Here is a 19303-nt window from a genome sequence, read left to right as displayed (position 1 = left end):
GTTTATGCGGCCTCCTCCGGTGATGTGGGCGGATTTTCGGGCGGTGTCGTGTGGCCCTCATCGGTCACATCCCCCAGCGCCTTCATCGCGGCGAACTGGTGCAAGAACACCTGTCCCGACAGATCATGCAGAAAATGCGATTTTTGCAAACGGTCCATCACCGGACCTTTGACCTCCGAGAGATGCAGCAGAATACCGTTATCCGCCAGCCTCCGGTTGATCTCTTCGAGCGCCTCAAGCGCCGATGTGTCGATCTCGTTCACCGCAGGGCACATCAGCACCACGTGTTTGATCGCCTGATCCTCGGCTACGCGATCAAGGATGTAATCCTCCAGAAACCGTGCATTGGCAAAATAGAGGCTCTCGTCGACACGGATCGTCACAAGCTCCGGTGTCGTGCGTACCTCATGGCGCAGGACGTTGCGGAAATGCTGTGTCCCCGGCACGAGGCCCACCTCGGCGATATGGGGCTTGGAGGTCTTGTAGAGATGCAGGGCGATGGAGAGGATCACCCCAGCCGAAACCCCCACCTCGACGCCCGAGAGCAGCGTCAGAATGATGGTGGCAAGAACGGCGGTGAAATCGGCCTTGGAGTAGTCCCATGTGGTTTTGAGGATTTTGAAATCCACCAGAGAGAGCACAGCCACGATGATCGTCGCGGCCAGTGTGGCCTTGGGCAGGAAGTAGATCAGAGGCGTCAGGAACAGTGCGGCAATGCCAAGCCCCAGCGCTGTGAACGCCCCCGCAGCGGGGGTTTCGGCGCCCGCGTCGAAATTCACGACAGAGCGTGAAAAACCGCCCGTGACGGGGAAACCACCGGTGAAAGCCGCCCCGATATTGGCCGCGCCCAGACCGATCAATTCCTGATCCGGATTGACCCGCTGGCGTTTCTTGGCCGCCAGTGTTTGCGCAACGGAGATGGATTCCACAAAGCCGATGATGGAGATCAAAAGCGCGGGCACGAAAAGCTGCTGCATCAGCGCCAGCGAACTGACCGGCCATGTGAATGGCGGCAGGCTTTGTGGCACCGCGCCGACGATCTTCACCCCTTGGCCGTCGAGGTGGAACACCCCTGTCACCAGCGTGGTCACAACCACCGCAGCCACAGGCCCCGCCTTGGTCACAACATCCGCCAGACGTGGCCCCAAACCGGCTTTTTTCAGAAGCGGTTTCAATCCCTTACGCACCCAGAACAGAAACGCTGTGGCCGAGACACCGATCACCAAAGTGATCCAGTTTATCTGGCCCAGATGCACCCACAGGCTCTCGATCAGATGCACGAGCGTATGCCCGCCCGCATCAATGCCGAGAATATGTTTGAGCTGGCTTGCCGCGATCAGAATACCCGAGGCGGTTATGAAGCCCGCGATCACCGGATGCGATAGGAAATTCGCCAGAAACCCGAGCCGGAACAGCCCCAGCGCCATGAGCATCGCCCCTGACAGAAAGGCCAGCGTGAGCGCGGCGGTGGCATAGCCTGCCGTGCCCTGGTCGGCCACCTGCCCCACCGCTGCGGCGGTCATCAGAGAGACCACGGCCACCGGACCGACGGCCAGCGCGCGAGACGTGCCGAAGACTGTGTAGAGCATGATCGGCACGATAGAGGCATAGAGCCCCGCCTCCGGAGGCAGCCCCGCCAAAAGCGCATAGGCCAGAGATTGCGGGATCAGCATGATCGTCACGATGATCGCCGCGATCCCGTCATTGGCGAAGGCTTGGCGATTGTATTTCGACCCCCAATCGAGAATGGGGAGATAGCGTTTCAAGAGACGCGGATTGAACGACACATTCAACGACACAGGCCTCGGTCCTTTCTATGAAGTCAGGCAATGGGGCAGCGCACTTGCTCAGCGCCGCCGCCACACCCCTTTATTTGGCAGAGACTTTTTCGGGTTTTGCCATCCATTCCTTGCCGCGAAGCATGGCTTTCCAATAGATCGGCGGCAGGATTTGTTCCTTCAAAATCCATGCCTTACGCGTCGGCTTGGTGCCATCCAGAAGCCATTTCGGGAACGAGGGCAACAGCACACCGCCATAGCCGAACTCGGCCAGAACGATCTTGCCTTTTTCCACCGTCAGCGGACAGGAGCCATAGCCGTTATAGCCCGCCTGCGGTCCCTTGCCTTCGATGTCGGCAATGAGGTTTTCGGCCACAATCGGCGCCTGCATCCTTGCGGCGGCGGCGGTCTTGGCGTTGGGCGCGTTCATCACATCGCCCAGCGACCAGATATTGTCGAAGCTTTTGTGGCGTAGAGTGATCTGGTCTACGTCGACCCAGCCCTGTTCATCGGCCAGAGGCGAGACCTTGATAAAGTCCGGCGCGCTTTGCGGCGGCACCACATGGATCATGTCAAAATCGAGTATGACTTCTGTCGGCTCTTCGTCGGGAATCGATATGGCAAAAGTGGCTTTCTTCGCCGGTCCGTCGATGGCTTTCAGATTGTAGAAAAAATTCAGATGCGCGCCGTAGCGCTCCACATAGCTTTCCAGCGCGGGCACATAATCCTTGACGCCAAAGAGCACCCCGCCCGCGTTCATGAACTGGATATCGACCTGGTCGAGAACCCCGCGCGTCTCCCATTCATTGGCCGAGAGATACATCGCCTTTTGCGGCGCACCGGCGCATTTGATCGGCATGGGTGGCTGGGTGAAGATGGCCCTGCCCCCCTTCAACCCCTTGACCAGTTCCCAAGTGTAAGGCGCCAGATCATAGCGGTAGTTCGAGGTCACGCCATTCTTGCCCAGCGTCTCCACCAAACCGTCAATCTTGTCCCAATCGAGCTTCAGCCCCGGACAGACGATCAACCGGTCGTATTTCACCACGCGGCAACCATCGAGGATCACCGCGTTGTTCTGCGGCTCGAAAGCCGCCACGGCAGATTTGAGCCAATGCACCCCGCGCGGGATCAGCGATCCCATAGTTTTGGCTGTAGTCGAAGGCTCGAACACACCCGCGCCAACCATGGTCCAGCCGGGCTGGTAATAGTGAATATCCGCCGGATCAATGATCGCAATGTCGAGATCGGCCTTGCGCGCCTTGAGCGAGGCCGCCACGGCTACACCCGCCGCGCCGCCGCCAATGATCACCACCTCATGCTTGGCATCTTCGACGCTGTCTGTGGGGGTCACACCGCCATTGGCGATCCGGCGCGCCACGCCGGTCATGTCATAGCCCGCCGCCTTGGTCGCGGCGAGAATATCGACCACGGATTTGTCCTTGGCCATCGCCAGAGACCAAAGCGTTGTGGTGCGCGTGCCTGTGCGGCAATAGCCGAACACCGGCCCCGGCAATTCGGTCAGCGCCGTGCGAAAGGCATCTGCCGTCTCTTCGGTCACCATACCGGGGGTCACGGGAAGATAGAGAAATTCAAGCCCCGCAGCCTGTGCGGCCTTGGCGATCTCCTCATGGGTCGGCTGGTCGGGCGCTTCGCCGTCGGGGCGGTTGCACACCACCGCGCGAAAGCCGCGACGCTTGAGCTTTTCCATGTCGTCGAGCTGGACCTGCCCCGACACAGACAGGCCGTCCGTGATCTTTTTGATATCCATACGCGCGTCTCCTTTATGAGGGACGCTTTGCCGTTTGGCAGTCGTCCCGAAATCATAACCGGCGGCGACGCACGAATGGAAATGCGTTAGCCTGCCAGATAGGGCTTGAGCCCTTGCATGTCATAACCGGCACCTGCCGCCTGCGAGATGATCTCGTCGGCGTCCATCCGGCCGGCTTGTGCCAGCGCCCACACCGTCGTCGAACGGGTGCCGGAGCGGCAATAGGCGTAGAACGGCCCGTCTTCCTCGCTCAGGACGCGGGCCGTTTCCGCGATCAGCTCTTCGGGGAATTGACCGGGAGTGACCGGCAGGTAGACAAAGCCCAGCCCTGCCTCCTTGGCCGCTTTCTCCATGGCTTCCGAGCCCAAATCCCCCTCAACCTCCATGTCCGGACGGTTGCAGATCACTGTCTTGAAGCCCTTTTCCTTGAGGATCGTGACCTCTTCGGGGGTGATCTGGCTGCTGACGGTGATCTGGTCGTTGATCTTGTTGAAGTCCATGTCTGTCTCCTGTGCGTGGGTGTGGCCCCACGCGTCAGAAGACGCGATTAAAGGCCGTTCACCGGAACTTTCAGAAAAGTCTTACCGTCTTCATCCGCAGGCGGCAATTCTCCGGCACGCATATTCACCTGCAAAGAGGGAATAATCAGACGCGGCATGGCCAGTTGCGCATCACGTTCCTCGCGGAATTTGACGAATTCCTCTTTGGTGCGTCCGCCGCCCACATGGATATTATGCTCTTTTTCAGCACCCACAGTGGTTTCCCATTGGATGTCACGTCCGTTGGGGCCGTAGTCGTGGCACATGAACAGGCGCATCTCGTCGGGCAGCGCCAGCACTTTCTGGATCGAATCATAGAGCGTGGCCGCATCCCCGCCCGGGAAATCGGCCCGCGCCGAACCGCCATCAGGCATGAACAACGTGTCACCGGTGAAGGTCGCATCCCCCATCGTATGCACCATACAGGCCGGTGTGTGACCCGGTGTATGCATGGCGAAACAGGTCATCTCGCCCACGGCATAGGTGTCGCCATCCTTGAACAGGCGGTCGAATTGCGAACCGTCCCGCTGGAATTCCGTGCCTTCGTTAAAGACCTTGCCGAATGTGTCCTGCACGATGACGATATTCTCGCCAATGCCGATCTTGCCGCCGAGCTTGTCCTGAATATAGGGGGCGGCGGAGAGGTGGTCGGCGTGGACATGGGTCTCGATCAGCCATTCGAGCTTGAGCCCCTCGTCCTCGATATATTTGATGATCTTATCGGCGGAGTCATAGGTGATCCGGCCAGCGGCATAGTCGATATCCATGACGCTATCGACCACCGCACAGGCGTTGGAGGACGGGTCTTTGACCACATATGAAATCGTCCATGTCGCCGGATCGAAAAAGGCTTTCACATCGGGTTTGACCGACATATCGACAGGGTAGTTCGAAGCCATGATTAGTTCTCCTCTCTAGGCGGGGCTCAGCCCGCAGGGCGCGCCGCGCGGGCCGCCGTCAGTTTCATCAGGAATTTGGCCAGCAGGATGCCCGCAACAAGCGCGGCAAAGAACAGCCAGACCGAGGCGTTGAACGCGCCGAGTGCGGGAAGTGCGCCACCCGGACAAAAGCCCGCGATGCCCCAGCCGACGCCGAACACCAGAGAGCCGCCCACCAGCTTGGCATCAATCACCCGCGAGCTTGGCACGATGAATTTCGGCGCGAAGACGGGGCTCTCGAAGCGTTTGAACAGCACGCGGTAGCCGATAAAGCTCACCACCACGGCGCCGCCCATCACGAAGATCAGGGACGGGTCCCAGATGCCGAAGAAATCGAAGAAATTCAGGACTTTTGCCGGATTGGCCATGCCGGACATGGAAATGCCGAGGCCGAAGATCAGGCCGGTCACATAAGTCAGGATCAGTTTCATCTTACACCCCTGCAATCACATGGCGGATGACATAGACGGTCACCGCGGTCGAGACCATGAACGACAGTGTGGCAACGATCGAACGCGGCGACAGGCGAGCCATGCCGCAGACCCCGTGGCCGGAGGTGCAGCCGGAGCCATAGGTCACGCCAAGTCCGACGATCACCCCGCCGACCACAAGTGCCAGATTGGACACGGGCACGTCGATTGCGGGCATGGAGCCGGTGAACAGCGCATAGACCAGGGGGCCGGAGACCATCCCCGCGAGCAGCACCGCCCGCCACGCCCAGTCGGAGGAGTTGGCAGGGCTGATAAAGCCCGACAGGATGCCGGTCGCGCCAAAGATGCGCCCTTTGAGCGCCATTAGAAGCACGGCAGCCGTGCCGATCAGAACCCCGCCGAACAACGAGGCAAAGGGGGTAAATTCCGTCGGGGTGATTTCGGTGATCATAGCCGGTTCCCTTTCATCGTCATGACGAGGGACCGCTGGAGGGTCATCTTCATCTTGTGCGTTTCCTTCTTGCGCGTTTTCCGCTTGGGACCATTCATATGCGACGGCACGGGGGCCTGTCGGTGAGTTTGTCACATTGCGGCGCGCGACACGCGGGAAAGCTCTCACAACACCGTAACAGAGACATGAAAAAGGCCCCGCAACGGGGGCCTCTCATCGTCCGGAGATGTCGGAAGCGTTATTCGCCTTGCGCATCCGCGCGCGACTTGCCGGAGACATTCATCGCCAGCGTCGCCGCCATGAACTTGTCAAGATCTCCGTCCAGCACGCCCTGCGTGTCCGAGGTCTCGTAATTGGTGCGCAGGTCTTTGACCATCTGGTAGGGCTGCATCACATAGGAGCGGATCTGGTTGCCCCACCCTGCCGAGCCTTTGCTCTCATGGGCTTCGTTGATCGCCGCGTTGCGCTTGTCGAGTTCCAACTGGTAGAGCCGCGATTTCAGGGCCTTCATGGCGATGTCGCGGTTCTGGTGCTGGGATTTCTCGGAGGAGGTCACAACGATCCCTGTCGGGTGGTGGGTAATCCGCACCGCCGAGTCCGTGGTGTTGACGTGCTGACCGCCCGCCCCCGAAGAGCGATAGGTGTCGATACGGATATCGGCGGGGTTGATATCGATGTCGATATTGTCATCCACCACCGGATAGACCCAGACGGAAGCAAAAGAAGTCTCGCGCGTGCCCTTGCCGAAGGGCGAAATCCGCACCAGACGGTGCACGCCGCTTTCGGACTTCAGCCAGCCATAGGCATTGTGGCCGGAAATCTTGTAGGCCACGGATTTGATGCCCGCTTCCGATCCGGCTTCCTCGGATTGCAGCTCGACCGTGTAGCCCTTTTTCTCCGCCCAACGCACATACATGCGCTGAAGCATCGAGGCCCAGTCACAAGCCTCCGTGCCGCCCGCGCCCGCGTTGATTTCGAGGAAGGTGTCATTGGCATCCGCCTCCCCGTCGAGAAGCGCTTCAAGCTCTTTCTCGGCGGCGGTTTCGGCCAGCGATTTCAGGCTTTCTTCCGCTTCGGTGACAACCTCCTGGTCGTCCTCCATCTCGCCCATCTCGATGAGTTCGATGTTGTCCTTCATCTCCGTCTCGATGGAGGTCGCGGATTTCATCGCATCCATCAGCATCTGACGGTCGCGCATGAGCTTTTGCGCCCGTTCGGGATCGTCCCAAAGCGTCGGATCCTCGATCATCGCGTTGTATTCTTCCAACCGATGCGGCGCGGTTTCCCAATCCAGACGCTGCTTCAAAAGCGCCACGGATTTTTCGATCTTGGCCACGATATTCTGGATTTCAGCACGCACGAGTGAGTCACCTTGTCTTAGATTTCGCTGACAAATACGCGTCTCAAAGCCGGGACACAAGGCCCGGCCCGAGATCAAACGCGCGGTTGTCAGTAAAGCCCGCCGGAAGACAGCGAGTTGATCGAGGCTTTTTCCGGCACTTTAATCGTCCGCCCGCCCGAGGTCTGCACCTCGCGCTCGCCTGTGCCGGAGGCTTCACCCTCGAACAAAGGCAGGTCGGAGCCCATTGCAAAACCACCATCATACATCAGGCCGAAGATCGGCTCTTCGCCATCGCGGAAATATTCCGCCACAACATTCGGCCCCGAAGCACTGTCATTGAGACGCGCACCGGTATAGCGGTCAATCTTGATGAAATGCCCGCCTGGCGGCACTTTGAATTTGCCGCCGCCATATTTCTTCACAGCGTCCTGCATGAATTCATTAAACACAGGTCCGCAATAGCCGCCGCCCGATGCCCCGCGCATGGCGCGCGGCGTGTCGTAGCCGATGTAACAGCCCGCCACGATATTCGAGGTAAAGCCCATGAACCATGCGTCCTTGCCATCATTGGTGGTCCCTGTCTTGCCCGCCACGGGCACCGGCAGATTGACCTTGCCCGCCGCTGTGCCGCGCTGCACCACGCCCTGCATCATGGAGGTGAGCTGATAGGCAGTGATGGCGTTGATCATGCGTTCGCGGTTCGAGACGATTTTAGGCGCTACCCCCGGATCGAGCGAGGCCACCTCACATTCCTCACAGATCCGCTGGTCGTGGCGGTAGATGGTCCGTCCGAAACGGTCCTGCACGCGGTCCACCAGTGTCGGCTCCACCCGCTCGCCGCCATTGGCGAACATGGCATAGGCCGAGACCATCTTGAACACGGTGGTTTCCTCTGCCCCCAAAGACGAGGCGAGATACTGACCCATGTGGTCATAGACGCCGAAGCGTTCCGCATAGCGCGCCACAGTGTCCATGCCGACCTCTTGGGCCAGACGGATGGTCATCAGGTTCCGCGATTGCTCGATCCCTGTGCGCAAGGGCGTCGGACCGTAGAAACGGCGCGAAGCGTTCTTGGGACGCCAGACCCCTTGCGGCGTGTTGATCTCGATGGGCGCATCCACAATGATCGTCGCGGGGGTAAAGCCACTGTCGAGAGCGGCGGCATAGACAAAGGGTTTGAAGCTGGAACCCGGCTGGCGGGTGGCCTGTGTCGCGCGGTTGAAGACCGAGTTCTGGTAGGAGAACCCGCCCTGCATGGCAATCACGCGGCCTGTGTTGACATCCATCGCCATGAACGCGCCCTGCACTTCCGGCACCTGACGCAGCGTCCAGCGGATGAGATCGCCCTCGCCATTGTCGCCTGTGGTCATGCGGCGGAGATGCACCACGTCGCCACGGGAGAAATTGTCGCGGAAACTGCCGCGCATCCATTTGATGTCCTCGCGCGGCACGGAGACCTCGCCCACGCCATCCTCGACCATCACGGTGATGGCGCTGTCGCCGATCTCGTTGACCGCGCCGACATACCATTTTCCGTCCAGCGTCACGTCCCGCGCCACGCGCACCTGCGCCAGAGCGGTTTCCCATGTGCCGTCATCCAGAGCGGCCACGTCGATGGTCTTGCCCGTGCCGCGCCAGATGCCCAGCCCGCGGTCAAGTTGCTCCAGACGCCGTTGCAGCGCATGGGCCGCCTTGGTCTGCATCTCAGGATCAATCGTCGCACGGATCGACAGACCACCTTCGAAGAATTCTTCCTCACCGAAGTTTTTCGACAGTTGGCGGCGGATTTCGTCGGTGAAATAGTCCCGCGTCGGCAGGCTTTCACGATAGGACGGGTAATCGCCGGTTTGCACGGTCTTGATCGGCTTTTCGCGCGCGGTCTCGTATTCCGCCTGTGTCAGATAGCCGTTCTCATACATCTCGCGCAGCACGAAGTTCCGGCGCGTCAACGCCCCGTCGTAATTCTTCGCGGGGTTGTAGGAATAAGGCGCCTTCGGGTGGATCGCGAGGAAGGCCGCCTCTTCGGGAGCCAGTTCCGAGAGGGATTTGTTGAAATAGCTCTGTGCCGCCGCTGTCACCCCGAAAGAGCGCACACCGAGGTCGATCTCGTTGAGATAGAGGCCCAGAATCTCGTCTTTGGTCAGGGACTGTTCCAGACGGGTGGCGAGGATCAGTTCCTTGATCTTGCGCTCGGCGGAGCGTTCGGAAGACAGAAGGAAGTTCTTCATCACCTGTTGCGTGATGGTCGAGGCCCCGCGCAGGGGGCCACCTTGGGCCGCATCCAGTGCCGCCGCTACCATGCCGCGCAGGTCATAGCCCTTGTGGTTGTAGAAATTCTTGTCCTCGGCGGAGATGAACGCATGTTTCACCAGATCTGGAATTTCCTCGGGCGGGGTGTAGAGACGCCGTTCGCGGGCAAATTCGTCGATGATTTTGCCTTCGCCGGAATAGATTCGCGAGATCGTCGGCGGCTGGTATTGCGCCAGCGCCTCGTGGTTAGGCAGGTCGCGGCCATACATCCAGAAGATGCCCCCGATGACCAGCGCCATAAGAAACAGCCCCGTGGTGATCCACGAAAAAATCGTCCCTAAGAATGAAAAGATAAATCTGAGCACTGACGAGCCTTTCCCACACCCAACTTCCGCGCTGACTCGCCTTTGAGCCGCACAGTCTTGGCCTTCCTTATACAGGCCTGCGCCCATGGTCAAAACATCCGCGTCCGGATCACGCGCAAATGTGAGCAGAAACACGCCACCTGTGAACAGTTTCCCTTGTGAGCACGCGCCTGCGCGCCTATGTGGCAGACTATGAAAGCCGAAGATATTATCAGCACCTACGATAAAGAAGCGCAGACCTTTCAGAAGTTGCGCAACAAGACCCTGTTCGAGCGCCCCTGGCTCGACCGGTTTCTGGCCCATGCGCCGCGCAATGCGGGGGCTGTGAGGGTGCTGGATCTGGGCTGCGGCACGGGTCAGCCGATTGCGCAATACCTGCTCGACCGGCGCTGTGTTGTCACCGGTGTCGACGGGGCCGCCAATATGGTGGCACTGTTCGAACAAAACCTGCCCAAAGCGCGTGCGATCCATGCGGATATGCGCGGGCTTGATCTGGGCGAGACCTTTGATGCGGTGCTGGCTTGGGACAGTTTCTTTCACCTCAGCCCCGAAGACCAAATCCCGATGTTCGAGGTCTTTGCCCGCCATCTCGCCACCGGCGGCGTGGTGATGTTCACCACCGGCACGGACGATGGCGAGGCCTTGGGGCAAGTGGGCGACAGCGTGGTCTATCACGTGTCCCTGTCACCGGATCGCTATCGGGAGCTTCTGGCCGCACAGGGGCTTGAGGTCATTCGACATATCATCGAAGACCCTGATTGCGCCGATCACACCGTCTGGCTCGCACGCAAGCAAACCTCCGCCACATAAGCGCTACGACAGACACCCTGCCCGACACCAGCGACCCGAAGCATGGCCTTTCGAACTATGTTTTCGGCTTGTCAAAGCGCAGGGCTTTTCTTATCACAGGGTCGTTATGTTATATCATAACCAAACTCACCACAGCCGCCAGTCATGGCCAGCCAGACGCAAACACAACACAGGACCACACGATGTTGAAAACTTCCCTCACAGTTGCAACGGCTCTCGTCGCAACCCTGAGCTTCGCAACACATGCGCAGGCAGACCACCAACATGATCACGACCATGATGCCCACAGTCACGAACAGGCCCATAGTCATGATGACCAGATCTACAAAGGCTATTTCGAAGACAGCCAGATCAAGAACCGCCCCCTCTCCGATTGGGAAGGTGACTGGCAGTCGGTCTACCCGCTTCTGATCGAGGGCAAACTGGCCCCCGTTATGGAGAAGAAGGCGGAAACAGACGATAAAACAGCCGAGGAATATACCGCCTACTACACCACGGGCTATGCAACAGATGTGGACCGGATCGAGATCAAAGGCGACATGGTAACCTTCCACCGCAAGGAGGGGTCCTTCACGGGACAATATGAAGATGACGGCTATGAAGTCCTGACCTATTCCAAGGGCAATCGCGGCGTCCGCTATATCTTTGAAAAAGTGTCAGGCGATGATGAAGCCCCCGGCTACATCCAGTTCAGCGACCACCGCATCTTCCCCTCGAAAGCCGATCACTACCATCTCTATTGGGGAGGGGATCGTGCGGCTGTCCTCGAAGAGCTGACCAACTGGCCCACTTACTACCCCGCCGAACTGAGCGCCGATGACATCGTCTCGGAAATGCTGGCGCATTAACGCATAAAACGTCTCGACAGCCGAGGGCGGCGCAGGTCGTCGCCCTCACTTGCGCAGTTTGCCCTGCATCACCCGCTCTTGCTCTTCCCAGTCCAGAAGCGCATCGCGGATGGCCCAAGCGGCTTTCATCCGCCAAGCCGGATCCACCAGTTTCGCGCGGTCCTTGGCCGAGGACAGGAAGCCCAGTTCGATGAGGACAGAGGGCATATCCGGCGCTTTGAGCACCGAGAAACCGGCCTCAAGACGCGGGCGTTTGTGCATCCCCACGCTTTCCTCCAGATATGTCACCAGCGTATCCGCCAGACGATCCGTGCGTGGCGTTGTTTCGGTGCGTGCCATATCCATGAGCACGGAAGCAATCACGTCGTCCTGCCCTGTCAGGTCCACCCCAGCCAGCAAATCCGCACGATCATGCCGCTCCGCCAGCTTTTGCGAAGCCGCATCGGAAGACCGCGCGGCCAAGGTGTAGATCGTCGCCCCTTCGGCACGGCCTTCGGCAATCGCATCGGCATGGATCGAGATGAACACATCGCCTCCGGCCTCGCGCGCCAGTGTCAAACGGGTCTCCAGCGGAACGAAGACATCTTCGGTCCGTGTGACCGTCACATCGAAACCGCCTGCGCGGTTCAGAACGTCCTGCAATTCCCGCGCAAAGGTCAAGGTCAGCGTCTTTTCCTGCACCCCGTCACGTTCGGCCCCCGGATCAATCCCGCCATGGCCCGGATCGAGCACAACGCGCAACGGCCCCTCACCAATTTTGCGCGGTGGCAGTGGTTTCTGACCTTCTTGTGTCGTGCGGCGGACCAGTCGGGCATCGGGCGGTGTCCCTGCTGTCAGCGCGAACTCGTCGGAAGCGGTCGGGTCAAGGTTGAGGGTCAGAACCGCACCACTGTCGTCGCGGGACATCTCGGCATGGACCAAGGCATAGGGCTGCGCAAGATCAAGCACCATGCGCGACCAGCCGGGGGTGAACCCGCCGACCCGTAGCCCCGTGATCCCGCGCGAGGTGTTAAATGCCTCTGTGTCAAAACCCGTCCAGTCCACCTCCGCAAAATCCACCACCATGCGGCGCGGATCGTCGAGGGTGAAGATGCGAAACGGCACAGGCTGGCTCAGGCGGAGCATCATCTCGATACTGTCGCCCTGATCCACCAGAGCGGAGGCGGAACTGTCCGCACGCGCCAAGGCGGTCATGCCCTGTGCAGAAACCGAAACAACAGTGGACAGCAGCAGGCAAATGCCCAGAAAAACAGTTTTCAAAAACGACATGGAACCCTCGTGAAACGTGTCAGCCGCACCCTAGCGCGGCCTGCGCGGTTTGCCTATCCGTTGGCCGCAGATTTGCAGCCACGCATGGCCCGTCTGACCGGAATGTGATCGCATCGCGCCCCGCCCGTATCGCCTCCGGTGCGAGGCAGCACATATGAACCGATCAGGCAGGATTAGCGGTTTGCCATGAAGGCCGCGAGACGCTTGAGACCTTCGCGAATATCCTCGGTGCTGCGGGCATAGGAAAACCGCAAGGTCTGCGCCCCGCGTTTCGGGTCGAAATCCAGACCCGGCGTGACCGCGACTCCGGCCTTGTCGAGAATCTCGGCGCAAAAGGCCTTGCTGTCCTCTGTATGGTCGGACACATCGGCATAGATGTAAAAGGCCCCATCCGGCGGTGCGATCTTGTCAAAGCCGATTTTCGGCAGGTCTTCGAGCATCAAGCGCCGGTTTTCCGCATAGACATCCACCATCTGCTGACAGTCCTGCCGCGACTCCAAGGCGCCCAAGGCGGCCACTTGCGAGGCGTGTGGCGGGCAGAGGAAGAAGTTTTGAGCGATGCGTTCGATCACCCGTACATGATCTTCCGGCACCACCATCCAGCCGATCCGCCAGCCCGTCATGGAGAAGAATTTCGAGAAGGAATTGATGACATAGACATCATCCGAAAGCTCAAGCGCGGTGACGGCGCGGCCTTCATACTGGATGCCGTGGTAAATCTCGTCGGAAATGAACGCGATACCCTTGTCATGGCAGGCCTTGATCAACGCGCCCATATCCTCATGACCGAGCATTGTGCCGGAGGGATTGCCCGGACTGGCTACGATCAAACCGTCGAGCCCGTCGGGGATTTCATCCGGCACGGGTTGCAACCGGTTTTCCATTTTCGTGGGGATGCCTACGGGGGTGATGTCGAGGCCGCTCAAAATCTGGCGATAGGACGGATAGCCCGGCTCGCCCATCCCGACCTTTGCACCAGCATCGAACAAGGCGGTAAAGGCGAGGATAAATGCGCCTGAAGACCCCGGCGTGATCACCACGCGGTTCCAGTCGAGATCGACCCCATACCAGTCTTTATAAAGCGCGGCGATGCCCTTGCGCAGTTCCGGCAGACCCAAAGCCACCGTGTAGCCCAGCGGCCCCTCCTCCATCTCGGACACCAGACGCGCGCGGGCCTTGGACGGTGCGCCTGTGGAGGGCTGGCCTACTTCCATATGAATGATATGACGCCCCGCCTCCTCGGCCACGCGGGCCGCCTCCATCACATCCATGACGATAAAGGGATCAACGACAGAACGGCGGGAGGTTTTCATGCGCTTGGCTCCAATGAAATAGTCGGACCAACGCATGCCAGCCGCGCGCGGAAAATGCAATGCGCAGCCACCTTTGCGATGCTGCTCAACAGCTGTGCTGCGGCCTTGCGTCACGCAACTGTTGGGTGGACCCGCGTGCAGGATGTGGTAGATGCCTATGAACAGGTTTGAAACGGAGAAACACCCATGCCTTTTGCCAAAGCCTTCGCGCGCCTCGGTGCCGCGGCCCTCTTGACCGCCTCCACCGCGATCGCGGCGAGCGCTTTTGACATCACCGACATGACCGATGCCGAGCGCGAGGCGTTTCGCGCCGAAGTCCGTGCTTACATCATGGAAAATCCCGAGATGATCATGGAAGAGGCCTATGAGGTCTACCAGCAGCGCCAGTCCGAAGCGCAGGTCGCCAATGATGCCGATCTGATCGCCAAATCTGCCGATGTGATTTACGACGACGAAAACGATGCCGTTTACGGCAACCCCGACGGTGACATCGTTCTGGTCGAATTCTCCGACTACCGCTGCGGCTATTGCAAGAAAGCCTATCCGGACGTGCAGGCGCTTTTGGAAAAAGATGGCAACATCAAGCTGATCGTCAAGGAGTTTCCGATTCTGGGCGAGGCGTCCATTCTGGCCGGACGTTTCGCGGTAGCCACCAAACTGGTCGCGGGCAACGAGGCCTATCTCAAACTCCATGACGAGCTGATGCAGGCGCGCGGCGATGTTTCCGAAGGTTCCTTGCGCCGTCTGGCCAACGGGCTGGAAATCGACGCCGATGCGGTGATTGCGCAGATGGAGAGCGACGAGGTCACTGCGATCCTTGCCCGCAACTACCAGCTGGCGCAGGACCTGCAAATCTCCGGCACCCCCGCCTTTGTTCTGGGCGACCAGATGCTGCGCGGCTATCTGCCGTATGATGCGATGGTGGAGATCGTAGCCGAGGTGCGCAAGAACCGGTAACTGCACGGAACAATTTCTGTGCCAAATTCTGTGCTTAATTGAGAAACCCCGCCGATCCGGCGGGGTTTTTAAGTATTTAGTGCACAAAGGAAACGCGAGCGGATGCGCAAGACGGGCGCGATTGGCCGCCTTATGAGGAGCGAACCGTTATTCGGCCGCATCCTGAGCGCGGGCGGTTTCCAGTTCTTCGGCCTTTTTCTCGACCTGTTCGACAATATGCTCAATCATACCGTCATTTGACATTTTATGGTCCTGTTTGCCGCCCAAATAGACCATACCGTGACCTGCGCCGCCGCCGGTCCAACCGACATCGGTCATCAGCGCCTCGCCCGGCCCGTTCACCACACAGCCGATGATCGACAGGCTCATGGGCGTCTTGATATGTTCGAGGCGTTTTTCCAGCTCTTCCACGGTCTTGATCACGTCAAACCCCTGACGTGCACAGGACGGGCAGGAGATGATATTCACGCCGCGATGGCGCAGGCCGAGGGATTTGAGAATCTCATAGCCGACCTTGACCTCTTCGACCGGATCGGCGGAGAGGGAAACGCGCAGCGTGTCGCCAATGCCCATCCACAAAAGCTGCCCCAGACCGATGGCGGATTTGATTGTGCCCGACATCAACCCGCCCGCCTCGGTGATCCCGAGGTGAATCGGCGCGTCGGTGGCTTCGGCAAGCTGTTGGTAGGCGGCGGAGGCCATGAAAACATCGGAGGCTTTCACCGAGATTTTGAAATTGTGGAAGTCGTTGTCTTCGAGGATCTTGATGTGATCCATGCCGCTCTCGACCATCGCGTCGGGGCATGGCTCGCCGTATTTCTCCAGAAGGTGACGTTCGAGAGAGCCCGCATTCACGCCGATCCGGATGGAACAGTTGTGATCGCGCGCCGCCTGAATCACCTCTTTGACGCGTTTTTCATTGCCGATATTGCCGGGGTTGATCCGCAGGCAGGCCGCTCCCGCCTCTGCCGCCTCGATGCCGCGCATATAGTGGAAATGGATGTCGGCCACGATGGGCACAGGGCTTTCGCGGCAGATTTCCTTGAGCGCGACAGAGCTTTCCTTGTCCGGCACAGAGACCCGCACGATATCGGCACCGGCCTCGGCGGAACGGATGATCTGGTCCAGCGTGGCTTTGACGTCATGGGTGAGCGTATTGGTCATGGTCTGGACCGTGATCGGCGCATCGCCCCCAACCGGCACATCGCCCACCCAGATCTTGCGGCTTTCGCGACGGTCGATATTGCGCCAAGGGCGGATCGGGTTGTGGGACATGGGAGCCTCTTCGAGAGTGCGCGTTTCAGTCTGCCCCTAGATAGGCCGCAGAGCGCGCGGGGGCAAGCGCCTGCTCCGTAGATGTGTCACACAGAGGGCAAGTTTGACGACACAGAAGCATAGTGAAGCGCGCCCTCCCCAGCGTGAGGCGGTGGTTGGCACGGGCGCTTGCGCGAGCAAAGGTTTCGCGGGATGGCTGGTGTTATTCTGTGGTGTTCAAGGCCACGCGGAACATCTGCGCGACCGTGTCATTCTCTGCAAGATCGACAGCCGCGAAACTCTCCGACACATCGGCAACAGAAAGTGCGACGTTTTTCACCACGGAGCCGGAAGACCCGACCGGACCGTAAGCCTGACCGTTGACCGCGAAATAGACGCCACCACCATTGCCGGTGCGCAACACAGGCGGCTGTTCCATCGCAGGCACGACATAGCGTTCGCCGGCATTGAGAATTTTCTCGAAAATGACAGAGCCATCAGCGGCTTGCACCCGCACCCAAGAGGGCAGCACGGCGACAAGGGTCAATTCCGGCGCGCCTTCGGCGGTGACCTGAACCGGTGTGTCCTCGCCTTCAGACAGCGCGGCCTCGGCGATCAGGTTGGACATGTCGTTGAGAATGTCTTCACGCTCGGCGGCCAGCGTTTCACCGGCCAGAGCACCAACCGTGCGCGGGTCAAGCGTGGCAATCGGCCCGTCACGCGGCACCAGAACCGGCACATCAAGCGCCTGCGGGCGATAGAGCCGGTCAAGCGCCTCAGCCGAAGGTGTGGCAAGCGAAAGGCTTTCGTCCATACCGGCCACCGTGGTGCTTTCCCCGCCAAGCGGGGCCACTTCGGAGATAACGCCAGGGGTCTGATCAACGGGGGCCAGCTTGACCTTTTGCACTTCCTGCAACACGGCCCAGCCGCCATAGCCTATCACGCCCAACAGCGCCATAAGCACAGCAGTCGAGCCAAGCGCACCGGGTTCGATCCGCGCCATAAACCCTTGCCCGCGCGGGACAAAAGAGGCGTTCGGATCGGCGAAAGGATCTTTGACAGGGGCCTGTTTTGCCACCTTGGCAGGCCGTTTGGTCGAGGCCTGCGGCGACATTCCGTGGGCCACGGAAAACCCGCTTTCCTGACAGAAACGCGAAAAGGCCCAGTCCGGATCAAGATTGAGATAGCGCGCATAGGAGCGCACATAACCGGCAATGAAACCTTGGGTTTCGAACACGGACGGATCGGCATTCTCGATCGCGGCAATATAGGTCGCCTTGATCTTGAGTTCCCGCTGAACATCCAAAAGAGACTTGCCGATGGTCGCACGTTCCCCGCGCATGACATCCCCGAGCTTCAGCTCGAAGTCGTCAAACCCGCGAGGTTGTTCCTGTTCCTCGACAGGTGGCTTGCTCCACCGCCTGATCATGCCTGTGCGCCTCAACTTGTCCCTATCCCCATGATGCCTTTGAACCTATCGTTTGCAACGATTCGTCCAAGCACCTTGATCAACAGTTATCACAAGCTCAAACAGGGCGCACAGGGCTTATGCGATTCATCCCGCCATTTCGGCACGATTCAGCGCACAATGACTCCAAAGCGCGTCGAGCGCCTTGATCAGATGATCCATCTCGTTGGGACCATGCACAGGCGACGGGGTAAAGCGCAGACGCTCCGTGCCGCGCGGAACGGTCGGATAGTTCACCGGCTGCACATAAATCCCGTAGTTTTCGAGCATCATGTCGGACATGAGTTTCGTGTGCTTCGGATCGCCCACGATCAACGGCACGATATGCGAACCGTTATCCGTGATCGGCAGGCCGAGCCCTTTGAGCCGCAGCTTGAGAATATTCGCCTGTGTCTGATGTGCTTCGCGCAATTTCACACCGCCCTCGCCTTTCAGGAAGGCAATCGAGGCCGCCGCCCCTGCCGCCACAGCCGGCGGGATCGAGGTGGTGAAGATAAAGCCAGGCGCGTAAGAGCGCACAGCGTCACACATTTTCTCACTCGCCGCGATATAACCGCCGAACACGCCGAAGGCTTTGCCCAGTGTGCCGTTAATGATGTCGAGACGGTCCATCAGCCCGTCGCGCTCGGCCACGCCGCCGCCACGCGGACCATACATGCCCACGGCATGCACCTCGTCGAGATATGTCAGCGCGTTGAATTCATCGGCCAGATCGCAAATTTCCTTGATCGGCCCGAAATCGCCATCCATCGAATAGACCGACTCAAATGCGATCAGCTTCGGCGCAGCCGGATCATCGGCGGCCAGAAGTTCGCGCAGGTGGTCGAGATCATTGTGACGGAAAATCCGTTTCGCCCCGCCATTGCGGCGAATGCCCTCAATCATGGAAGCGTGGTTCAATTCATCGGAATAGATAATGAGGCCCGGAAACAGTGTCGGCAGCGTCGAAAGCGTCGCATCATTGGCAATATAAGCCGAAGAAAAGACCAGCGCAGACTCTTTGCCGTGAAGATCGGCCAGCTCGGCCTCAAGACGTTTGTGATATACCGTGGTGCCGGAAATGTTGCGCGTGCCGCCGGAACCCGCACCCGTTGCATCCACCGCTTCCTTCATGGCGTCAATCACAACCGGATTCTGCCCCATGCCGAGATAGTCGTTGCCACACCAGACAGTGACCGGCTGCTCGGACCCATCGGGACGCTTCCACGTGGCGTGCGGATACTGGCCACGTTTGCGTTCGATGTCGATGAAGGTCCGGTAGCGTCCCTCGTTATGCAAACGTTGGAGGGCTTCCTCAAGCTTCGCCGTATAGTCCACTTCTTTTCCTTTCGCGCGTCGCGGGTCTGCCTGTTTTAGCGGCATCTTGCGAAAATTGCGACTCACATTCACATTCCGCAAGGTATTATTCCAACAAGACCCTTTTCAGGCATGTGCAGCCCTTGAAACTGCACCTTCCTTTTAGAACGACTAAAAACCCTTTCTACATGATCTATGTCAAGCGGCCCTGCCCCTCTGGACACCA

Annotated in this window: 16 protein-coding genes; 3 read left to right on the top strand and 13 right to left on the bottom strand. The window is 59.4% G+C overall.

Features of this window, described 5'->3' with window-relative positions; translation table 11 throughout:
- Positions 1-2 precede the first annotated feature (2 nt).
- The 8 genes from BM152_RS02650 to BM152_RS02615 form a co-directional block, all read right to left on the bottom strand.
- Positions 3-1799 carry a SulP family inorganic anion transporter gene (locus BM152_RS02650; RefSeq protein ID WP_082715420.1) on the bottom strand — a complete coding sequence of 599 codons (1797 nt, stop codon included), beginning with the start codon at positions 1797-1799 and terminating at the stop codon, positions 3-5.
- 70 nt (positions 1800-1869) lie between these two features.
- Complete coding sequence (locus tag BM152_RS02645) at positions 1870-3546, bottom strand: bifunctional protein tyrosine phosphatase family protein/NAD(P)/FAD-dependent oxidoreductase (protein ID WP_066606163.1); 1677 nt, start codon at positions 3544-3546, stop codon at positions 1870-1872.
- 86 nt (positions 3547-3632) lie between these two features.
- Positions 3633-4046, bottom strand: coding sequence for a protein tyrosine phosphatase family protein (locus BM152_RS02640; protein ID WP_066606160.1), 414 nt, complete (start codon positions 4044-4046; stop codon positions 3633-3635).
- Positions 4047-4093: 47 nt separating this feature from the next.
- Entirely contained in the window at positions 4094-4984 is an 891-nt protein-coding gene (locus BM152_RS02635) for an MBL fold metallo-hydrolase (protein WP_066606157.1), read from the bottom strand.
- A 26-nt stretch (positions 4985-5010) separates the two neighbouring features.
- Positions 5011-5454 carry a DUF6691 family protein gene (locus BM152_RS02630; protein WP_066606155.1) on the bottom strand — a complete coding sequence of 148 codons (444 nt, stop codon included), beginning with the start codon at positions 5452-5454 and terminating at the stop codon, positions 5011-5013.
- Between the two features lies 1 nt (position 5455).
- Entirely contained in the window at positions 5456-5905 is a 450-nt protein-coding gene (locus BM152_RS02625; RefSeq protein WP_066606152.1) for a YeeE/YedE family protein, read from the bottom strand.
- 238 nt (positions 5906-6143) lie between these two features.
- Positions 6144-7265 carry a peptide chain release factor 2 gene (gene prfB / locus BM152_RS02620; RefSeq protein ID WP_066606149.1) on the bottom strand — a complete coding sequence of 374 codons (1122 nt, stop codon included), beginning with the start codon at positions 7263-7265 and terminating at the stop codon, positions 6144-6146.
- An 89-nt stretch (positions 7266-7354) separates the two neighbouring features.
- Positions 7355-9862, bottom strand: a complete 2508-nt coding sequence (locus BM152_RS02615) for a penicillin-binding protein 1A (RefSeq protein ID WP_066606499.1) — start codon at positions 9860-9862, stop codon at positions 7355-7357.
- 180 nt (positions 9863-10042) lie between these two features.
- Between BM152_RS02615 and BM152_RS02610 the strand changes: the two genes are divergently transcribed.
- Together BM152_RS02610 and BM152_RS02605 are read left to right on the top strand one after the other, a co-directional pair.
- Entirely contained in the window at positions 10043-10672 is a 630-nt protein-coding gene (locus BM152_RS02610; RefSeq protein WP_074913932.1) for a class I SAM-dependent DNA methyltransferase, read from the top strand.
- 182 nt (positions 10673-10854) lie between these two features.
- Complete coding sequence (locus BM152_RS02605; RefSeq protein WP_066606144.1) at positions 10855-11520, top strand: ZinT family metal-binding protein; 666 nt, start codon at positions 10855-10857, stop codon at positions 11518-11520.
- 45 nt (positions 11521-11565) lie between these two features.
- Here the strand turns inward: BM152_RS02605 and BM152_RS02600 are convergent, their stop codons facing one another.
- Complete coding sequence (locus BM152_RS02600; protein ID WP_066606142.1) at positions 11566-12789, bottom strand: N-acetylmuramoyl-L-alanine amidase; 1224 nt, start codon at positions 12787-12789, stop codon at positions 11566-11568.
- Positions 12790-12962: 173 nt separating this feature from the next.
- Entirely contained in the window at positions 12963-14102 is a 1140-nt protein-coding gene (locus BM152_RS02595) for a pyridoxal phosphate-dependent aminotransferase (protein ID WP_066606497.1), read from the bottom strand.
- Positions 14103-14288: 186 nt separating this feature from the next.
- Here BM152_RS02595 and BM152_RS02590 point away from each other — a divergent pair, with 186 nt between their 5' ends.
- Positions 14289-15059 (top strand): DsbA family protein, encoded by a 771-nt coding sequence (locus tag BM152_RS02590; RefSeq protein ID WP_066606135.1) that lies wholly within the window; start codon positions 14289-14291, stop codon positions 15057-15059.
- A 147-nt stretch (positions 15060-15206) separates the two neighbouring features.
- Here the strand turns inward: BM152_RS02590 and ispG are convergent, their stop codons facing one another.
- The 3 genes from ispG to hemA all read right to left on the bottom strand — a co-directional run bounded on the left by ispG (position 15207) and on the right by hemA (position 19098).
- Positions 15207-16334 (bottom strand): flavodoxin-dependent (E)-4-hydroxy-3-methylbut-2-enyl-diphosphate synthase, encoded by a 1128-nt coding sequence (gene ispG, locus BM152_RS02585; RefSeq protein ID WP_066606132.1) that lies wholly within the window; start codon positions 16332-16334, stop codon positions 15207-15209.
- Positions 16335-16536: 202 nt separating this feature from the next.
- Positions 16537-17742, bottom strand: a complete 1206-nt coding sequence (locus BM152_RS02580) for a helix-turn-helix domain-containing protein (protein ID WP_066606130.1) — start codon at positions 17740-17742, stop codon at positions 16537-16539.
- Positions 17743-17868: 126 nt separating this feature from the next.
- The gene (gene hemA / locus BM152_RS02575) at positions 17869-19098 is read right to left on the bottom strand and encodes a 5-aminolevulinate synthase (RefSeq protein WP_066606493.1); all 1230 of its coding nucleotides are present in this window, start codon (positions 19096-19098) and stop codon (positions 17869-17871) included.
- Positions 19099-19303 lie beyond the last annotated feature (205 nt).

Source organism: Celeribacter halophilus (genome assembly GCF_900114135.1).
Classification (GTDB): domain Bacteria; phylum Pseudomonadota; class Alphaproteobacteria; order Rhodobacterales; family Rhodobacteraceae; genus Celeribacter; species Celeribacter halophilus.
The sequence above is the reverse complement of the archived record's forward strand: the minus strand, read 5'-3'. Positions and strand labels throughout refer to the sequence as shown.